This is a genomic window from Micromonospora sp. NBC_00330 (assembly GCF_036136635.1).
Classification (GTDB): Bacteria; Actinomycetota; Actinomycetes; order Mycobacteriales; family Micromonosporaceae; genus Micromonospora; species Micromonospora salmantinae.
The window spans coordinates 6,049,270-6,066,462 of record NZ_CP108012.1; the positions used below are offsets into that span (position 1 = coordinate 6,049,270).

The following is a 17,193-nucleotide window of genomic DNA, read 5'->3' on the forward strand; positions in this document are numbered from 1 at the left end:
TCAGATGACCTGGCCGGGCTGCCCGTTCGCGTCGACCACCGGTCGGCCGACCGCAGCCCACTGGCGCATCCCGCCGTCGGCGTTGCGCACCTGCTCCCAGCCGTTGTTGATCAGGTAGGCGACGACCTGGGCGGAACGCCCGCCGGAACGGCAGACGACAGCCACCTCCCGGTCGGTGGGCACCTCGGCCAGCCGGGCCGGCAGCTCCATCATCGGCAGGTGGTGGGCGGTGGGCGCGTGGCCGGCCGCCCACTCGTCGTCCTCCCGCACGTCCAGCAGGTAGGTCTCGTCGGCGATCTCGGTCACGGGCACGGTGGGAACCTGGGGTCCGAACACAGGAAGCAACACTAGATCCTCGTGGGCCGGTTCGGCACCGACCGGGCCGTCGGCACCGTCACAACCGGGTCACCCAGCGGGGGTTGGCCTGCGCCCAGGCCGGCACCCGGGTGCCGCGGAGCGCCTCGAAGAGCCCATTGCCGCCGTTGTCCAGCACCACGTACGAGACCTCGTCGATGGTCTGCGGCGATGAGGGCACCTGGACGCCGCGCATCCCGTCGGGCGGCAGCGCGCGCAGCGCGAGGAGCAGGTCCTCCAGGGGTACGCCGTTGGTGTCGACCGTCAACGAGCCGCCGACCGCCCGGAGCACCTGGTCCAGTTTGACGGGGTTGCTCCGCAGGTCCGCCCTGCCGGCGCTGTCCAACATCGCCCGGAGCAGCTGCTGCTGGTGGTGCTGCCGGTCGTAGTCCCCGCCGGGCAGGTCGTAGCGCTGTCGGACGTAGTCCAGCGCCTGCGCGCCGTCCATCTGCTGGCAGCCGGTGGGGAAGACGCGGTTGGTGTGGATCGAGCGGACCTCGGTGTCCACGCACATCTCCACCCCGCCGAGCAGGTCGATGACCTTCCGGAAGCCGGAGAAGTCGATCAGCGCGGCGCCGTCGAACCGGATTCCGGTGAGCCGATGCAGGGTGGCGGAGAGCAGTTGGGCGCCGGCCTGCCCGCCGCCGCCGTGCTCGTACGCGGCATTGATCTTGTCTTGACCGCCGCCGAAGCCGTTCGCCGGCGGGATGGCGACCAGCAGGTCACGCGGGATGGAGACCAGGTACGCCTCCCGCTGCCCGGCGGGGACGTGCACGATGAGGATGGTGTCCGAGCGTTGGTCCGGGCCGCTGTCGCCGGGGCGCCGGTCGGAGCCGACCAGGAGGTAGTTGAGCGGCCCGTCGAGGTCGGTGCGCTCGGTGCGGGCGTCGGCGTCGAGCAGTTGCTCCTTGGTCACCGTGCGGTCGTAGCGGTGGCTGAGCGTCTTGAGCCCGGCCACGGCGAGCCCCGCCAGCAGGACGAGGGCCAGGCCGATGCCGAGCAGGATCCGCGGCCCACGGGCGCGAGGCGACCGGGCGGACGGGGCCGTTCCGGCCCGGCCCGCTGCGTTCCGTCCCCACCTGGACGTGACCGCCTCCCCGCAACCGATACGTGAAACCTGTTCACGTCACGTTACGGGCGGTGAGGGGGGCGTCGCTGACTTTCCGCGACTCCCGACCTCACTTGCGGCTGGAGATCACCTCGGGGTGGGTGAAGACGAACTCTGCGAGCTTGTCCTGCTTGACGGCCTGGAACATCGCCATCGTCTCTTCGCTCAAGCCCTCGGTGTTGTTGTCGTTGGCGTTGAAGGTGCCGTTGTTGGTCTTGAGCATGGTCAGCTCGTTGCCGGTGACCCCGCGCATGGTGAAGATGAAGTCCTCGATCGGCACGCCGCCGGTGTCCAGCACGAACGCCTTGCCCGCCGCCTTGATCAGGTTGTTCATCTTGGCCGGGTTGGACAACATCCCGCCCTCGGTGGCCTTCTTCGCCATCGCCTTGATCAGCTGCTGCTGGTTGGCCTGCCGGTCGTAGTCGCCGTTCTTCAGGGTCTTGCGCTGGCGGGAGTAGTCGAGCGCGGCCCAACCCTCCATCTCCTGGCAACCCTTCTTGTGCACCACGGGGGTCCGCGACTTGCCGGTCTTCTTGGCGTCGGCGTTCCACATCGGCTTGCCGTCGACGTACGACATGTGCAGCGACTTGACCTCCTGGCTGACGCAGATGCGCACCGTGCCCAGGGTGTCGATGACGTTCTTGAAGCCACCGAAGTTGATGATCGCCGCGCCGTCGAAGCTGATCCCGGTGAGCCGCTTGATCGTCTGAGCCATCAGCTGGGCGCCACCCTCCCAGCCGCCACCGTTGGCAGCGCCGGCCTGGAACGCAGCGTTGATCTTTCCGGAGCCGCCGCCGTAGCCGCTCTTCTTGAACGCCGGAATCTGCGCCTCGGTGTCCCGGGGGATCGAGATCAGGTACGCCTGGTCGTGCGTGGCCGGAATGTGCAGGACGATGATGCTGTCCGATCGGACGTCGTCGGCGGCCCAGCGCTCCCGCGCGTCAACGCCGAGCAGCAGCATGTCGATCGGGCCGTCCAGGCTCGCGCCGCCCTCGGCGTCGGACTTGCCGGCGTCACCCAGCAGGTTGCCCTTCGCGATGCCGCCGGTCGCCTGCCCGATCAGCGCCTTGCTGCCGACGATGGCCACCCCGCTGCTCAGCATCAGCACGGCACCGAAGACAACTGTCAGCCTGGCCCAGAGCGGGTCCTTGCGCTTGGTCCGCTTCTTCGACCCACCACCACCCGGGCGGTCGCCACCGCCACCACCGCCGCCGCCGGGCGGACGCGAGCCCGGCCCGCCGCCCGAGGGGCGTGCCTGGGCGGGTATGGCCGCAGCGACTCGACCGCTGGGGGCGGCGGACCCGGAGGAAGAAGGGCGACGACTGGCCTGAACCGGCATGCGTGCTCCAGCTCGTGATCAGGAGGGGGCGGCACCACTGTACGTACATGAAATCGACTTGGCGAGTTCATCCCGGGTCAATCCGGGCGTCGAATTTCGCGGACTCGGTCGATCGTCGCTCCTCGATGACCCGAACGGCTGGTGCCAGCCGGGCCGCGGTCAGCCGCCGTTGTTGCTCTTCGGCGGGTTCGCCTTGACCCAGTCGGCCATCGTGTCAGCGGACATGGCCTGGTACATCGCGAGCGCCTTCTCCCGGTCCGACACCACCACCGACTCGCCGTTGATGGTGTCGCTGCCCGAGTTCGGGCTGGTCACAAAGGTGAGGTTCTGGCCGCGCAGGTTACGGAACTGCAGCGCCATGTCTGTAACCGAGAAAGTCTGGTCGACGGTTACGGCCGCGGTCACCGATTTGAGGAAATCGTTGAGCTTCTTCGGGTTCGCCAGCGTGCCGGTGCTGGCCGCCTTGTCCATCAGTGCCCGAAGGAACTCCTGCTGGTGCCGCATCCGGGCGAAGTCCCCGTCCGGGAACTGCTTGCGCTGCCGGATCCAGTCCAGCGCCTCCGCGCCGTCCATGTGGTTGGTGCCCTTGGTGAAGGTCCGGTACGGCTTGTGGATCGAGGTGACGGTGCGCTCCACCTTCAGGTCCACCCCGCCGAGAGCGTCGGTGACCTCCTTGAAACCGCCGAAGTCGATGGCCATCACATGGTCGATCCGAACGTCGGTGAAGCACTCCACGGTGCGTACCGCCAGCGGCAGCCCACCGAACGCGAACGCTGCGTTGATCTTCGCGCGCGAACCGGAACCGCAGTCCGCGCCAGCGCTCTCCGGGATCGGCACGTACAGGTCCCGGGGGATGGAGACCAGGTAGGCCTCCTGGTGGTCGGCCGGAATGTGCATGACGATGATCGTGTCGGCACGCCACTGACTCTTGCTGTCGACCGGCGCGTCCGGGTCCCGTGAGTCGCTGCCGACCAGCAGGATGTTCAGCGCGCCGTCGACGGTCTTGGCGGGCCGACCACCGGTGATCTCCGCGAACGGATCGGTGCGGGCCAGGTCACTGTTGAGGTTGCGGGCGTACAACCAGGCGCCGACGCTGCCGAGCAGCGCCAGCACCAGCACCGCGGCCCCGGCCACCAGGGCGATCCGACCCCAGCGCGGTCGCGGGCCGCGCCGCCCCGAGCCGCCGGTGCCACCCGGGCCGTCGGGCCCGGTGGGCCCCGCCGGGCCGCCGGACCGAGGCTGCTCCTCGTCGTACGACGGGTAGAAGCGCGCCTCGGTCGGACGGGCACGCCCGGAGGCGCCCCGATCGGGGCCGGGCACCGAGGCGCGCCCGGCGCTGCGGTGCAGGTACGGATGCGGGACGCCGGCAGACGAGGTCGCGGACATGTAACTCAGGGTACGTAGCGGGAGCCACTGCCGCCTTCAGGCGACACTCAGCGGCAGGCGGTACGCGAAGATCCGGTTACCCTAGCCGCGACCGGAAGTACTCGATCGTGCGTCGGAGGCCATCTTCGGGCGCTACCGACGGCTCGTATCCGAGCAGTTCACGAGCGAGCGTGAGATCCGGTCGGCGCATCTCCGGGTCATCCGAGCTGCGGGTGACATAGGTCACCTTCGAGGTGCTGTCGGAGAGCGACACGATCAACTCGGCGAGTTGCCGCATGGTCAGCTCGTGTTCGGTGCCGCAGTTGACCGGGCCCGTCTCGGTCGAGTCGAGCAGCAGCAGGATGCCGCGCACCAGATCCTCGACGAAGCAGATGGACCGGGTCTGGTTGCCAGTGCCGTGCACGGTGATCGGCTCGCCGCGCAGCGCCTGGGAGATGAAGGTGGGGATGGCGCGGCCGTCGTCCGGGCGCATCCGCGGGCCGTACGTGTTGAAGATCCGGACGATCGCCGCGTCGAGCCCCCGGTAGCGGTGGTACGCCATCGTCGCGGCCTCGGAGAAGCGCTTGGCCTCGTCGTAGACGCTGCGGACCCCGATCGGGTTGACGTTGCCCCAGTAGGTCTCCCGCTGCGGGTGCTCCTTCGGGTCTCCGTACGCCTCGGAGGTGGAGGCCATCAGGAACCGGGCGCCGTCGGCGACCGCGCGCTCCAGCAGGTGCAGGGTGCCGACCGAGCCGACCCGGAGGATCTCCACCGGCAACTGGGCGAAGTCGGTGGGGCTGGCCGGAGAGGCCATGTGCAGAATCGCGTCGAACCGCTCGGCCAGCGCCGGGTGGTGGATCGGAAGCCCGTCGGAGATGTCCGCTTCGACGAGGGTGAAGGTCGGCCGATCCAGCAGGTGGGCGACGTTCTCCTTGGAGCCGGTCACGAAGTTGTCCAGCGCCACCACCGTGCAGCCCCGGGTGATCAGGGAATCCACCAGGTGCGACGGGACGAAACCGGCGCCGCCGGTGACGAGAACACGGTGACCGGAACCGAAGCGCTCAGCAACCTTCATACGGCTCAGCCTACCGACCGCCATTTGCACGAAGAGGCCCCCTGTTGAGCACAGGGGGCCTCTCGTGAGGAGCGCTCGGATCAGTGGGCGCCGGAGCCCGTGAGGGCCCGCACCTCCAGCTCCGCGTACTTGTCCTCGTCGTGCTCCTTGGAGATGACGGTGCCGATCCACCCGCAGAGGAAACCGAACGGGATGGAGAGGATGCCCGGGTTGGACAGCGGGAACCACTGCCAGTCGTGATCCGGGAACATCGAGGTCGCCGCACCGGAGACCACCGGCGAGAAGAACACCAGCAGCACGGCCGAGATCAGCCCGCCGTAGATCGACCACACCGCGCCGGAGGTGTTGAACCGCCGCCAGAAGAGGCTGTAGAGGATCGCCGGCAGGTTGCCTGAGGCGGCGACCGCGAAGGCCAGCGCCACCAGGAACGCGACGTTGAGGTTCTGCGCGTAGATCGACAGGGCGATCGACACCGCGCCGATCCCCAGGGCGGAGATCCGGGCGACCCGCACCTCCTGCCGCTCCGACGCCTCACCCTTCTTCAACACGTTCGCGTAGAAGTCGTGCGCCAGGCTGGACGACGAGGCCAGCGTCAACCCGGCGACCACCGCGAGGATGGTGGCGAAGGCGACCGCCGCGATGATCGCCAGCAGGGCCGCACCGCCCAGTTCGCCGCCGAAGAAGTCGATGCCGAGCGCTTCGGCCAGCTGCGGCGCGGCGGTGTTGCCGGCCTTGTCCTGTGCCGTGATCGCCTGGCTGCCGACCAGCGCCGCCGCACCGAAGCCGAGGGCCAGGGTGAGCAGGTAGAAGGTGCCGATGATGCCGATCGCCCAGAGCACGCTCTTACGGGCCGCCTTCGCGGTCGGCACCGTGTAGAAGCGGATCAGGATGTGCGGCAGACCGGCGGTGCCGAGCACCAGGGCGATGCCCAGGGACAGCAGGTCGACCTTGTTGTAGAACGTCTGTGTCGAGTTGCCGGCGACCTCGACGCCGTACCGGAGCCCGGGTTCGAGGAACGCGCTGCCCTTGCCGGATGCGGCGGCCGCCTGGCCGAGCAGCTCCGACAGGTTGAAGTTGAACTTCGCCAGCACCAGGATGGTCATCAACAGCGCGCCGCCCATGAGCAGGAACGCCTTGACGATCTGCACGTAGGTGGTGCCCTTCATGCCACCCACTGTCACGTAGATGATCATCAGCGTGCCGACCATGATGATGGTGGCCACCTTCGCGGTGGCCGCGTCCATGCCGAGGAAGGTCGTCCCCGGCCGGATGCCGAGCAGCAGCGCGACCAGCGCGCCTGCGCCAACCATCTGGGCGAGCAGGTAGAAGATCGACACCGTGATGGTGGAGACCGCCGCCGCCGTACGCACCGGACGCTGACGCATCCGGAAGGCCAGCACGTCCGCCATCGTGTACCGGCCCGAGTTCCGCAGCAGCTCCGCGACCAGCAGCAGGGCCACCAGCCAGGCGACCAGGAAGCCGATCGAGTAGAGGAAGCCGTCGTAGCCGTACAGTGCGATGATGCCGGCGATGCCGAGGAACGAGGCGGCCGACATGTAGTCGCCGCCGATCGCCATGCCGTTCTGGAAGCCGGAGAAGGACCGGCCGCCCGCGTAGAAGTCGGTCGCCGTCTTGGTCTGCCGGCTGGCCCAGATGGTGATGCCCAGGGTCACCGCCACGAAGACCAGGAAGAGCGTGATGGTCAGGTTGCGGGCGGTGTGATTGCCCGCCTCAGCCGCGAGGAACGTCTCAACCGCGTGAACCGTCTTCACGGGTCACCTCCCCGATCTCGGCGCGGATCCGGTCCGCGATGGGGTCGATCTTCCGGTCCGCGTACCGGGAGTAGAGCCAGGCGATCAGGAACGTGGAGACGAACTGGAGCAGGCCGAAGACCAGTGCGACGTTGATGTTGCTGCCGAACAGCTTCGTGCCCATGAAGTCCCGGGCGTACGCGGAGAGAATGACGTAGAGCGCATACCACAGGAAGAACGCGACGGTCATCGGGAAGACGAAGCCGCGCAGCGCACGCCGCAGCCCGGCGAACTCGTCCGACCGTTGTACGGCCAGGTACTTGTCCGACTGGGAAGCAGCCGGAGCGGGTGTGTCCGTGGACATTTGTGGATCACCACCTTCACAGGCGTCAGAGGAGTTTCGCGCACCGTAAAGAGCGCACTCCCCGGCAGGGAAGGCTGAGATCGACGCCGGTCGGCGAGTGCGCCGAGCGGTTGACTGGCTGCGCCAAGTGACTCAGGTCACTGCGGTGATCGGTCGCCCCTGGCGAGGCGTCCGTTCAGGTCGGCAGCTCGTGGTAGCGACCTCGGTAGTGCAGCAGCGGAGTGGCCTCCTCGGCCAGGTCGACAGCCTCGATCGTGGCCTCGACCAGCAGGCCCCAGCCGTACTCCCGGGCGGTGTCCAGCCGGCACCCCGCCCAGCCGCCGGCGTCCGCCGGAACCGGCCCGTACGGCGTCTCGTTCCACGCGCCGGTGGCGAAGAGCCCGCCCGGGGCGGGGAAGAGGCCGGCGAACCGGTCGGCGAGCTGCCGGTGCGGCGGGCCGAGCGGCGTGACAGCGAACCGACCCGACTCCTCGACGGCCGCCCAGAGGTCGGACTCCGGGTCGATCAGCCCGAGCAGCCGGTCCGGTTCCCCCTCGGCCACCAGCGTGGACGAGACGGTCAGCCCGGCCGGACCGGGCGCCGTCCAGAGGGTCACCGGTGCGGCGAGGCGACCACGCAGCCGGCGTACCGGCGACCGTTGCCCGGTCGGCACCGCGAACGGATCGGTGTGGTGGATCTCGGCACCCGGCTCATGATTCACGTGAAACATTGTGACCCGCCCCGCCCGTCGCCCGAACCCGACCGGCGAAGGAGCGAATCAGGGCCGCGACCTCGTCCGGTCGCGTGTCGAGCACGAAGTGCCCCCCGTCGAGCAGGTGCACCTCTGCCCCCGGCACGTCGGAGCGGTACGCCTCGGGTTCGGTGACCTCGAACGAGGTGTCGTACCGACCCCAGACGACAAGCAGCGGCGGCTGGGTCCGGCGGAGCCAGTCCTGCCAGGCCGGGTACGAGGCGACGTTGGTCCGGTAGTCGTACTGGAGGTCCACTTGACGCTCGATCTCCCCGGGGCGACTGAGGAACGCGTGCTCGTCGACCCACAGGTCGGGGTCGTACCGCTCCGGGTCCGGATCGTTGCCGACGTGCCGGGTCCGGATCGCCGCCAGCGAGAGGATGTTCTCCCGGACCGCCGCCTCGTGCGCGGCCCGGTCCTGCCAGAAGGCCCGGCGGGTGCCCCAGAGCGGGCCCAGCCCGCTGTCGTGGGCCACCGCGTTCTGCACGATGAGGCCGCGCAGGCGACAGGGATCGGCGAGGGCCATCCGGAACCCCACCGGCCCCCCGTAGTCCTGCACGTAGAGCAGGTAGCGCTCCGCGCCGACGGCGGCGGCGAAACCCGCCATCGTCTCGGCGATCCGATCGAAGGTGTACGGAGTCCGCGGATCCGGGGCGACACTGTGCCCGAAGCCGGGGTAGTCCGGCGCGATCAGCCGGAACTGGTCGGCGAGCCGATCGAACAGCGGCTCGAACATCCGCGACGAGGACGGGAAACCGTGCAGGAGCAGCAGCACCGGCGCGTCCGGTGCCCCCGCCTCCCGGTAGAAGATCGAGAGCCCGTCGACGACGATGCTGCGGTAACGCGTGTGCGAGCCCATGCCACCTGCCCCTTCGTCCCGACTGCTCGCACCATAACGAGGGTCGGGTGCCCTCGACCGGCGTTCGGCCGGACGGGGGCGGCCCGCGCTCAGCGCCGGGGGGTGACGGTGGCCAGCAGCTCCGGCTGGCGTCGGTCCAGCACGTCGCCGGCCAGGTACGCGCCCAGCAGCGCCGCGCCCAGCCCGTACGCCGCGCCGACCGGCAGGGCCAGCCAGAGCCACGCGTCACCGAGCAGCGCGGCGGCCACCACCATCGGCACCGCGGCGACCACCGAGGCGAGCATGGCCAGCAGGGTGAGAAGCCCCTTCGCCAGGCCCGCACCGCTGTTCATGGCGAACGGGTTGCTGGTCTCCGGCAGTGAGTACGCCCCGAGCACCGAGATCAGGCTGTTCACCGCCAGCCCGGCGCCGTAGGTGGCGACCAGGCCGCCGATGGTGAGCCCGATCCACTCCGGTCGACTGAGCAGAAACGACAGCACCACAGCGACGACGCCCAACATCGGCAGCACGTACAGCGAGAAAGCCGTCATCCGGGCCCGCAACTCGACCCGGCCGGGCACCCCGGCGACCACGTTCGCCGCGTACGCGCTGCCGTCGAAGCCGAACTGGTTGGCCAGGGTGACGGCGGCGAGCACGCCCACGAGGAGCATGGAGATGGTGACGACCACCGGTGAGCTGTCGCTGGCAGCCGCCGTGAACCCGGCGCCGTCCTCGAACGCGAAGTCCCCGCCCGTAACGTTGATCAACACTGGTACGAAGATGCCGACCACAGCGATCGTGATCAGGTTGGCCCGACGGCGCGCGTCCCGCCACCAGTAACGGGCCTCCCGGGCGACCAGGGCACCGAACCGGTCCCGGCCGGCCCAGGTGGCGACCCGGGGAAACAGTTGGGCGACAGCGCCGCCGGTGACCCCGCGCCGCACCGGGGCCTTGCCGGCGCTCGCCGCACCCACCATCGCCGACTCGATCGACCGGGACCACCAGGCCAGCAGGGCGCCGAGCGCCACCACCGTGATCAGCAACTTGACCGGCGCCGCCCACACCCGGCCCTGGGCCACGTCGATGCCGACTGTCCACGGGGCGCCCAACGGCGTCCAACCGATCACGGTCGCCACGCCGGTCAACCGGGTCCAGTCCGCCTCGCGCAGCGCGGCGAGGCCGAAGACCTGCAACGGGCCGAGCAGCGCGGCCGTCACCGCCAGCAGCACGGCCGCCAGGTCGCGGACCCGTCGGGACCGCAACATGGTGGCGAAGGCGCTGGTCACCGCCCGGCTGGCGGCCACACAGAGCAGCAACCCGGCCAGCACGCCCACGACGGCGACCAAACCCGCCGACCAGCCACCCAACGACCAGGCGGTCAGCACCAGCCCGAACGACGCGATGAGCACCGCCAGCACCGGCACGCTGATCAGGGCTGCCACGAACAGGCCGGTCACCAACGTGCGCCGGGGCAGCGGCAGCAGCGCGAACCGGGCCGGGTCCAGTGTCTCGTCCACACCGAAGAAGACCAGTGGCAGGAAAAGCCAACCCAGCACCAGCAGCCCGCCACCGGCCGCCGCGATCAGCACCGCGTACCGGCCGTCGCCGGTCAGGCCCGGCGCGGCGAAGAGGAAGAACCCGGCGGCGGCGAACCAGAGCCCGAGCAACGCGCCGCCGACGAACAGGGCGATCCGCCAGCCCTGGCCCCGAAAGTTGTTGCCCATCACCCGCAGCTTGAGCCGCACGAAGTGGCGGGCGGAGACGGTGCGTACGGGCGCGGCGGGGGTGGCGTCCACACTCACTGGGAGAGCCACGACAGCTCCTCGCCGGTCGCGGTGCGCCCGCCGACCACCTCGACGAAGACCTGCTCCAACGAGCGACCGCCGCGGACCTCGTCGATGGTCCCGACCCGCTTGATGGTGCCGCCGGCCAGGATCGCCACGTGCGAGCAGAGCCGCTCGACGACCTCCATGACGTGACTGGAGAAGACCACCGTGCCGCCGCCGGCCGCGTACCGGGTGAGGATGTCCCGGATCAGCGCCGCGGAGACCGGGTCGACCGCCTCGAACGGCTCGTCCAACACCAGCACCCGGGGGCCGTGCAGCAGCGCGCAGGCCAGGCCGATCTTCTTCTTCATGCCCGCCGAGTAGTCCACCACCAGCGTGCGACCGGCGTCGCCGAGCGCCAGCACGTCCAGCAGCTCGGCTGCCCGCTGGTCGACCACCGCCGGGTCCATCCCCCGCAACAACCCGTTGTACGCCAGCAGCTCCGCGCCGGTCAGCCGGTCGAACAGCCGGACCCCGTCGGGCATCACACCGAGCAGCCGCTTGGCGGTGACCGGGTCCTGCCAGACGTCGTGCCCGAGCACCCAGGCCGAGCCGGCGTCCGGTCGCAACAGCCCGACCGCCATCGACAGCGTGGTCGTCTTGCCGGCGCCGTTCGGGCCGAGCAGGCCGTAGAAGGAGCCGGCGGGGACGTCCAGGTCGACGCCGGCCACCGCGATCGTGCCGTCGAACCGCTTGGCCAGGCCACGCAGTGCGAGCGCGGGGTGCTCAACAGTCATGCGCCGACGTTATCCGCCGATCGCCAGTTCCGCCGTCCGGCGACGGGCGGACCCGCGATCATCCCCGAGGCGGACGGTCGCCAGCCGCCGCGGCGCTAGTGATCATGGTGGAAGGCGTCGCGGCAGCTCTGCTCACTGCATGCGGAGGGCTTCGGGGGTGTGTAGGCGGAGCATGATGGCGGCGACGTCGGCCGGGGCCCGCCGGCGGGTCGCCATCGACACGGCGACCATCACTGTGAAGGCCAGCGGCACCGTCCAGGCGGCCGGCTGCGCGATGAGCGTGGCCGGCCAGCCGGACAGCGGTGGGCCGAGCACTGTGACCAGCACCGCGCCGATCGCCGCGCCGCCGCCGGCCACCACACCTGCGGTGGCGCCCACGTCGGTCAGCCCGCGCCACCAGATGCCGAGCACCAGCAACGGGCAGAAACTCGACGCGGCGACAGCGAAGGCCAGCCCGACGACCTGCGAGACGTCCAGCCCGGAGACGTGCAGCGCCAGCACCGCCGGCACACCACCGGCGATGACTGTGGCCAGCCGGAACCCGCGTACCGATCCCCTACCGAGCACGTCCGTCGAGATCACCCCGGCGACGCTGGTCAGCAGGCCGGACGAGGTGGAGAGGAACGCCGCGAAGGCACCCGCGGCGACCAGCGCGGCGAGGAGCCGCCCGGCCAGGCCGTCACCCAGGGCCGCTTCGGGTAGCAGCACCACCACCGCGTCGGTCTGGCCGCTGAGCAGCAACTGCGGGGTGTAGATCCGGCCGAGCACCCCGTACAGGGTGGGCAGCAGGTAGAACGCGCCGACCAACGCCAGCACGACAAGTGTGGTCCGACGGGCCGCCGCGCCGTCCGGATTGGTGTAGAAGCGCACCAGCACGTGCGGCAGGCCCATGGTGCCGAGGAAGGTGGCCAGGATCAGCGAATACGTGGCGAACAGGCCCCGGTCGTCGTCACCGGCGGCGCTGGGCAGCAACCAGTCGTTGGCGTCGGTGGCCACCCCGGAGACGTCCGGCACCGGATCGCCGGCGGCGAAGGTCAACTCGTCGCCGGGGCGTACCTCTCGGATGTCACCGTCGGGCAGGGTGAGGGTCGCGCGATGCTCGACCACGACTGTGGTCGCGGCCCGGAACGTCGGCCCGTCGGGCGGGGTCACCGCCGGGCGGCCGTCGGCCTGCCACTGCAGGGCCAGGAAGATCACCGGTACGGCGAGAGCGGTCAACTTGAGCCAGTACTGGAACGCCTGCACGAAGGTGATCGCGCGCATGCCGCCCAGCGCCACGTTCGCGGTGACCACGGCCGCCACCAGCAGGGCTCCGAGGGGGTACGGGGAGCCGGCCACAGTGGCCAGGGTCAGCCCGGCGCCCTGGAGCTGCGGCACCAGGTACAGCCAACCGATGAAGATCACGAAGGCGGTGGCCAGGATGCGGAGTCGACGCGACCCCAGCCGCAACTCGCAGAAGTCGGGCAGGGTGAACGCGCCGGAGCGGCGCAGCGGCGCGGCCACGAAGAGCAGCAGGGCCAGGTAGCCGGCGGCGAACCCGACCGGGTACCAGAGCACGTCCACGCCGTACTTGAGAACCAGGCCGGCGATGCCGAGGAAGCTCGCCGCCGACAGGTACTCCCCGCCGATGGCTGCGGCGTTCCAGGTCGGACTGATCGCCCTGGAAGCCACCAGGAAGTCGGACGTGGTCCGGGCCAACCGCAGCCCGTAGAAGCCGATCCCGACGGTGACCAGGGTGACCGCGACGATGGCCGGGACCACGAAGTCGTTGCCCACTCAGCGCTCCGGCCGTTGCACCAGGTCGGTGAAGTCCTGCTCGTTGCGCTCGGCCAACCGCACGTACGCCCAGCCCACGGCGATCAGGAACGGGAAGGAGGCCACCCCGAGCAGCAGCCACGGCAGGTTGACGCCGGCGACCGTGGTCCGGCCGAGCGAGGGCGCGATCGCGAACAGCCAGGGCAGCCCGCCCAAACCGATGGCCACCACCAGGGACAGCCGCAGCGCCAGCGCGAGCTGGGCCCGGACCAGGCCGCGGACCAGCGCCTCACCGACCTGGGTCTGCTGGGCCAGCTCGGCGCGGGTCCGCTCGGCGCGGGTGTCCTGCCTGGTGATCTCGGCCAGCACGATCCGGGACCGCCGGGGCGGCGGTACCGCACCGCTCGACCCCACGTCGGGGAGTTGCTTGGCCACCCCGGCAGTCTCGCCCGCCGTACGCGATTGTCAAGCGTTCATGCTCACCAGCGTTGCAACCCGAGGCAGTCGGTCACGCCGGCGCTCACCGGGGTCGTGTGGAGAACCCGACGGGCGCGTTCCCTGCCGAGGTTCGCCGCCCAGAACCCGTCCCGGGGCAGCTCGGCGGCGATCTGCCCCAGTGCGCAGGAGCGCATCGGCTCGGGCAGCCGATCCAGGGCCGGTACGGCGTCGGCTGACAGCCCGGACAGGTAGCTGACGTCCAACCGGCCGGTCTCCAGGTACCTGTCGACGTTCCGTTCGGCGATCAGGCGGTCCGGGTTGAGAAGGGCCAACCCGAGCAGCGCCAGCACCGCGGTGCCGACCACCAGCCGGGGGAGCCATTCGGCCCGCAACCGCGCCACGGCAACCCCGACCAGGACGAAGAGCAGCCCGAGCCAGAGTTCGACTGTCGACACGACGAGCCGCAGCCGGGTGGCACCGTACGCGTCGGCGTAGACCTGCATCCGGTAGAGCGCCGAGGCGACGATCACCAGACTGAGCGCGGTGAGCGTGCCGAGCAGTACGCGGACCAGCAGCCGGTCCCCCCGGGTGGCCTTCGGGGCCCGGCGGGCGGCGATCGCGATCACCAGCAGGGTGAGTGCGGTGACGGCGAGCAGTTGCCAGAACCCGCCGCGGGCGTACTGGGCGTAGGTGAGCCCGGCCGTCCGCAGCACGTGCCCCGCCCCGCCGAACAACACTGTCAGCTGTACCAGCACGAACGCGGCGAAGAGGGCGTCGAGCAACACCAGCGGGAGGGTCCACTCCAGCCGGTGGGCCGGCCGGGACGACGCCGGTCGCAGGCCCGCCAGGTCGGGTGGGCGGCTGACCAGGTACGCGCCGCCGAGCAGAACACCGCCGATCAGGACCAGCCGCAGCAACCAGCCGATCACACCGGCCGGCCCGATGTCGGGCAGCAGAGCGCCGACCAGGTTGGCGAAGACCGCGTCGGCGGAGGAGAAGAGCACTCCGAACAACGTCAGCAGGACGGCGGACACCGCCAGGCTGGTCACGATGCTTCCGAACCCGATCCCCGAACCCGCCGAGCGGTTGGTGCGCACTCCGCGTACCGCCCACGGGAGCGCCCGTACCGTCGCGGCCGGTGGCAGGGTCACGGCGACCAGCATTCCGAGTGGGGTTCGCCCGCCGGTCACCGCGAGCGTCAGGGTCCCCACCGCTGCGATCAGGCAGAGCGCGAAGAGCCAACCGGCGGCCCGAAACGTGCCGACGGCGATCAACGCGACAGTCGCGGCAGCCCAGGCGACCTGCGCCACCCGCCCCGGTGCCCCCGTGGCACCGGGACGGGCGGATTCGGCGCCGGTTGCGGCGCCGGGCTCGGTCGGCTCGGTGCGGACCGCAACCGGGGAGGACGTCAGGGACCTGACGACGGCGGCGGTGGTGAGGGCGGCAGTGCCGGCCAACACGGCGACCAGCCAGCCGAGCCCCGGACGAACCATCGTGAGCACCGAGGCGCCGACGACCGCCGCCACCGCCGTCGCCACCAGCACCATCGGGCCCGCATCGCCGGATGGTCCCGGCCAGCGCCGCGCGATCATCGATGGTGGCCGGGGCAGAGCCGGCGCGGCCGGAAACGCCGGAGGTCGACCGGCCGTCGGCGGTGCGGCCGGACCGGGGCGGACGGCCGAGGCGACAGGCGCCGGCCCGGTCGGCCCGGTGGCCGGGAGGGGGGTGCTGCCGGGGCTGGTCATGCGGCCTCTTCTCGGTGTGGCCCGTCGCACGGGATGGTGACCTGGATGCGGCAGCCGGGTCGCTCGCCCCGGTGTGGCCCGGCGGGATCGAGGACACCGATCCGACCGCCGTGTAGTTCGACGACCCACCGGGCGATGGCCAGGCCGAGCCCGGTCCCGCCGCCGGCCGACCGGTCGCCGCGCGTGAACCGCTCGAACACCCGGGAACGCTCGTCCGGCGGTATGCCCTGGCCCTCGTCGCTCACCTCGAAGCGAAGCTGGTCGCCGTGTTCCTCGGCGCACACCCGTACCGTGCCGCCGGGTGGGCTGTGTCGCGCCGCGTTGTCGAGGAGGTTCGCGAAGACCTGGTGCAGCCGCCACGGGTCCGCGTCGACCGTCAGCGGTGTCGGCAGGTCACGGAGCTGGAAGCGCACGTCCAGGCCGGCGCCGGACGCGCTGGCCGTGGCGTGCTCCACCGCCTCGTCGAGGAAGTCCCCCACGTCGATGCGTACGCGCCGCAGCGGCACCACCCCGGCGTCGAGTCGGGACAGGTCGAGCAGGTCGGCGACGAGGTGCCCGAGCCGTTCGGTCTGGGCCAACGCCGAACGCAGTGCTGCGGGTTCGGGGTCGGCGACCCCGTCCACCATGTTCTCCAGCACGCCCTGCAACGCGGTGATCGGCGTACGCAGCTCGTGCGAGACGTTGGCGATCAGCTCGCGTCGGCGCTGGTCGGCGGCGTGCAGGTCCTCGGCCATCTTGTTGAACGCCTGGGCCAGCTCGCCTACCTCGTCGCGGGAGGTGGCGCGTACCCGACGTGTGTAGTCGCCGCGGGCCATCGCCCCCGCGGCCGCCGTCATGTCGCGCAACGGCGAGGTCATGCCGTGGGCGAGCACCTGCGAGGTGAGCAGTGCGACGGCGATCGCGGTGGCCGAGGTGATCGGCGGCGGCCAGCCGATGCCGTACGAGAAGTAGGCGAGCCCGGCCGCACCGGAGGCGACCAGCAGCACACCCAGCTTCAGCTTGATCGAGCGCACCGGGTCCAGCGGTCGGGGCAGCAGCTCCAGTACCCGGTCCAGCCGGGTGAGCAGGGTCGCCGTCATGACGGCATCTCCAGGGCGTAGCCGACCCCGTGCACAGTGCGGATGAGGTCGGCACCCAGCTTGCGGCGCAGAGCCTTGATGTGGCTGTCCACGGTGCGGGTGCCGCTCCCGTCGCCCCATCCCCAGACGTCGGCGAGCAGCCGTTCCCGGGGGAGCACCGTGCGGGGCCGCCCCGCGAGGTGGACCAGCAGGTCGAACTCGGTCGGGGTGAGGTGCACGTCCGCCCCGGCCCGGCGGACCCGTCGCTCGGCCTCGTTGATCTCGATGTCGCCGAGGCGGATGGCGGGCGGCGCGGGAGTGGCGGCGGCCCGCTCCATCCGACGCAGCAGGACATGCACCCGGGCGGTGAGTTCCCGCATCGAGAACGGCTTGGTGAGGTAGTCGTCCGCGCCGACCGCCAGCCCCACGAGCAGGTCGGTCTCGTCGTCCCGGGCGGTGAGCATCAGCACCGGCACCGGCCGGTCGGCCTGGATCCGGCGGCACACCTCCAGACCGTCGAAACCCGGCAACATCACGTCGAGGACGACGAGATCCGGCTGTCCGGCGTGGAACTGGGCGACCGCGCTGGGCCCGTCCGCCGCGATCTCCACAGCGAAACCCTCGGCCCGTAGTCGGGCGGCGATGGACTCGGCGATGGTCCGTTCGTCCTCGACCACCAGTACCCGGCGTGCGCTCATGGGTCCTGACTG

Annotated in this window: 15 protein-coding genes and 1 pseudogene; all 16 read right to left on the reverse strand. The window is 70.8% G+C overall.

Features of this window, described 5'->3' with window-relative positions; all coding sequences use genetic code 11:
- The 16 genes and pseudogenes from OG598_RS27530 to OG598_RS27605 all read right to left on the reverse strand — a co-directional run bounded on the left by OG598_RS27530 (window position 1) and on the right by OG598_RS27605 (window position 17,181).
- A complete protein-coding gene (locus tag OG598_RS27530; protein ID WP_030487745.1) occupies window positions 1-336 on the reverse strand; it encodes a rhodanese-like domain-containing protein in 336 nt (111 codons plus the stop codon).
- A gap of 58 nt (window positions 337-394) precedes the next feature.
- Window positions 395-1,312, reverse strand: coding sequence for an LCP family protein (locus OG598_RS27535; protein ID WP_328651689.1), 918 nt, complete (start codon window positions 1,310-1,312; stop codon window positions 395-397).
- A gap of 220 nt (window positions 1,313-1,532) precedes the next feature.
- Window positions 1,533-2,801, reverse strand: a complete 1,269-nt coding sequence (locus OG598_RS27540) for an LCP family protein (protein ID WP_328651690.1) — start codon at window positions 2,799-2,801, stop codon at window positions 1,533-1,535.
- Window positions 2,802-2,960: 159 nt separating this feature from the next.
- Window positions 2,961-4,187, reverse strand: coding sequence for an LCP family protein (locus OG598_RS27545; protein ID WP_328651691.1), 1,227 nt, complete (start codon window positions 4,185-4,187; stop codon window positions 2,961-2,963).
- A 76-nt stretch (window positions 4,188-4,263) separates the two neighbouring features.
- Entirely contained in the window at window positions 4,264-5,241 is a 978-nt protein-coding gene (locus tag OG598_RS27550) for an NAD-dependent epimerase/dehydratase family protein (RefSeq protein ID WP_328651692.1), read from the reverse strand.
- Between the two features lie 80 nt (window positions 5,242-5,321).
- Window positions 5,322-7,013, reverse strand: coding sequence for a solute symporter family protein (locus tag OG598_RS27555; RefSeq protein ID WP_328651693.1), 1,692 nt, complete (start codon window positions 7,011-7,013; stop codon window positions 5,322-5,324).
- Window positions 6,991-7,356, reverse strand: a complete 366-nt coding sequence (locus OG598_RS27560) for a DUF485 domain-containing protein (RefSeq protein ID WP_088950720.1) — start codon at window positions 7,354-7,356, stop codon at window positions 6,991-6,993. Before OG598_RS27560 ends, OG598_RS27555 begins: the two co-directional genes overlap by 23 nt.
- Window positions 7,357-7,531: 175 nt before the next feature.
- Window positions 7,532-8,083: pseudogene (locus OG598_RS27565) on the reverse strand (flavin reductase family protein); the annotation flags it as partial.
- A complete protein-coding gene (locus tag OG598_RS27570; RefSeq protein WP_328651694.1) occupies window positions 8,046-8,945 on the reverse strand; it encodes an alpha/beta fold hydrolase in 900 nt (299 codons plus the stop codon). The gene OG598_RS27570 and the pseudogene OG598_RS27565, both read right to left, overlap by 38 nt.
- An 89-nt stretch (window positions 8,946-9,034) precedes the next feature.
- Window positions 9,035-10,738 carry an ABC transporter permease gene (locus tag OG598_RS27575; protein ID WP_442931389.1) on the reverse strand — a complete coding sequence of 568 codons (1,704 nt, stop codon included), beginning with the start codon at window positions 10,736-10,738 and terminating at the stop codon, window positions 9,035-9,037.
- Window positions 10,723-11,487, reverse strand: coding sequence for an ABC transporter ATP-binding protein (locus OG598_RS27580; RefSeq protein WP_091396824.1), 765 nt, complete (start codon window positions 11,485-11,487; stop codon window positions 10,723-10,725). The genes OG598_RS27575 and OG598_RS27580 overlap by 16 nt, the downstream gene beginning before the upstream one ends.
- Window positions 11,488-11,619: 132 nt before the next feature.
- Window positions 11,620-13,263, reverse strand: a complete 1,644-nt coding sequence (locus OG598_RS27585) for a sodium/solute symporter (RefSeq protein ID WP_328651695.1) — start codon at window positions 13,261-13,263, stop codon at window positions 11,620-11,622.
- Entirely contained in the window at window positions 13,264-13,677 is a 414-nt protein-coding gene (locus OG598_RS27590; RefSeq protein ID WP_328651696.1) for a hypothetical protein, read from the reverse strand. It abuts the gene before it with no gap.
- A gap of 44 nt (window positions 13,678-13,721) precedes the next feature.
- Window positions 13,722-15,425 (reverse strand): DUF4153 domain-containing protein, encoded by a 1,704-nt coding sequence (locus OG598_RS27595; RefSeq protein ID WP_328651697.1) that lies wholly within the window; start codon window positions 15,423-15,425, stop codon window positions 13,722-13,724.
- A complete protein-coding gene (locus OG598_RS27600) occupies window positions 15,422-16,504 on the reverse strand; it encodes a sensor histidine kinase (protein ID WP_328651698.1) in 1,083 nt (360 codons plus the stop codon). The genes OG598_RS27595 and OG598_RS27600 overlap by 4 nt, the downstream gene beginning before the upstream one ends.
- On the reverse strand, window positions 16,501-17,181 hold the full coding sequence (locus OG598_RS27605; RefSeq protein WP_328651699.1) for a response regulator transcription factor: 681 nt from the start codon (window positions 17,179-17,181) through the stop codon (window positions 16,501-16,503). The genes OG598_RS27600 and OG598_RS27605 overlap by 4 nt, the downstream gene beginning before the upstream one ends.
- Window positions 17,182-17,193: the final 12 nt, after the last annotated feature.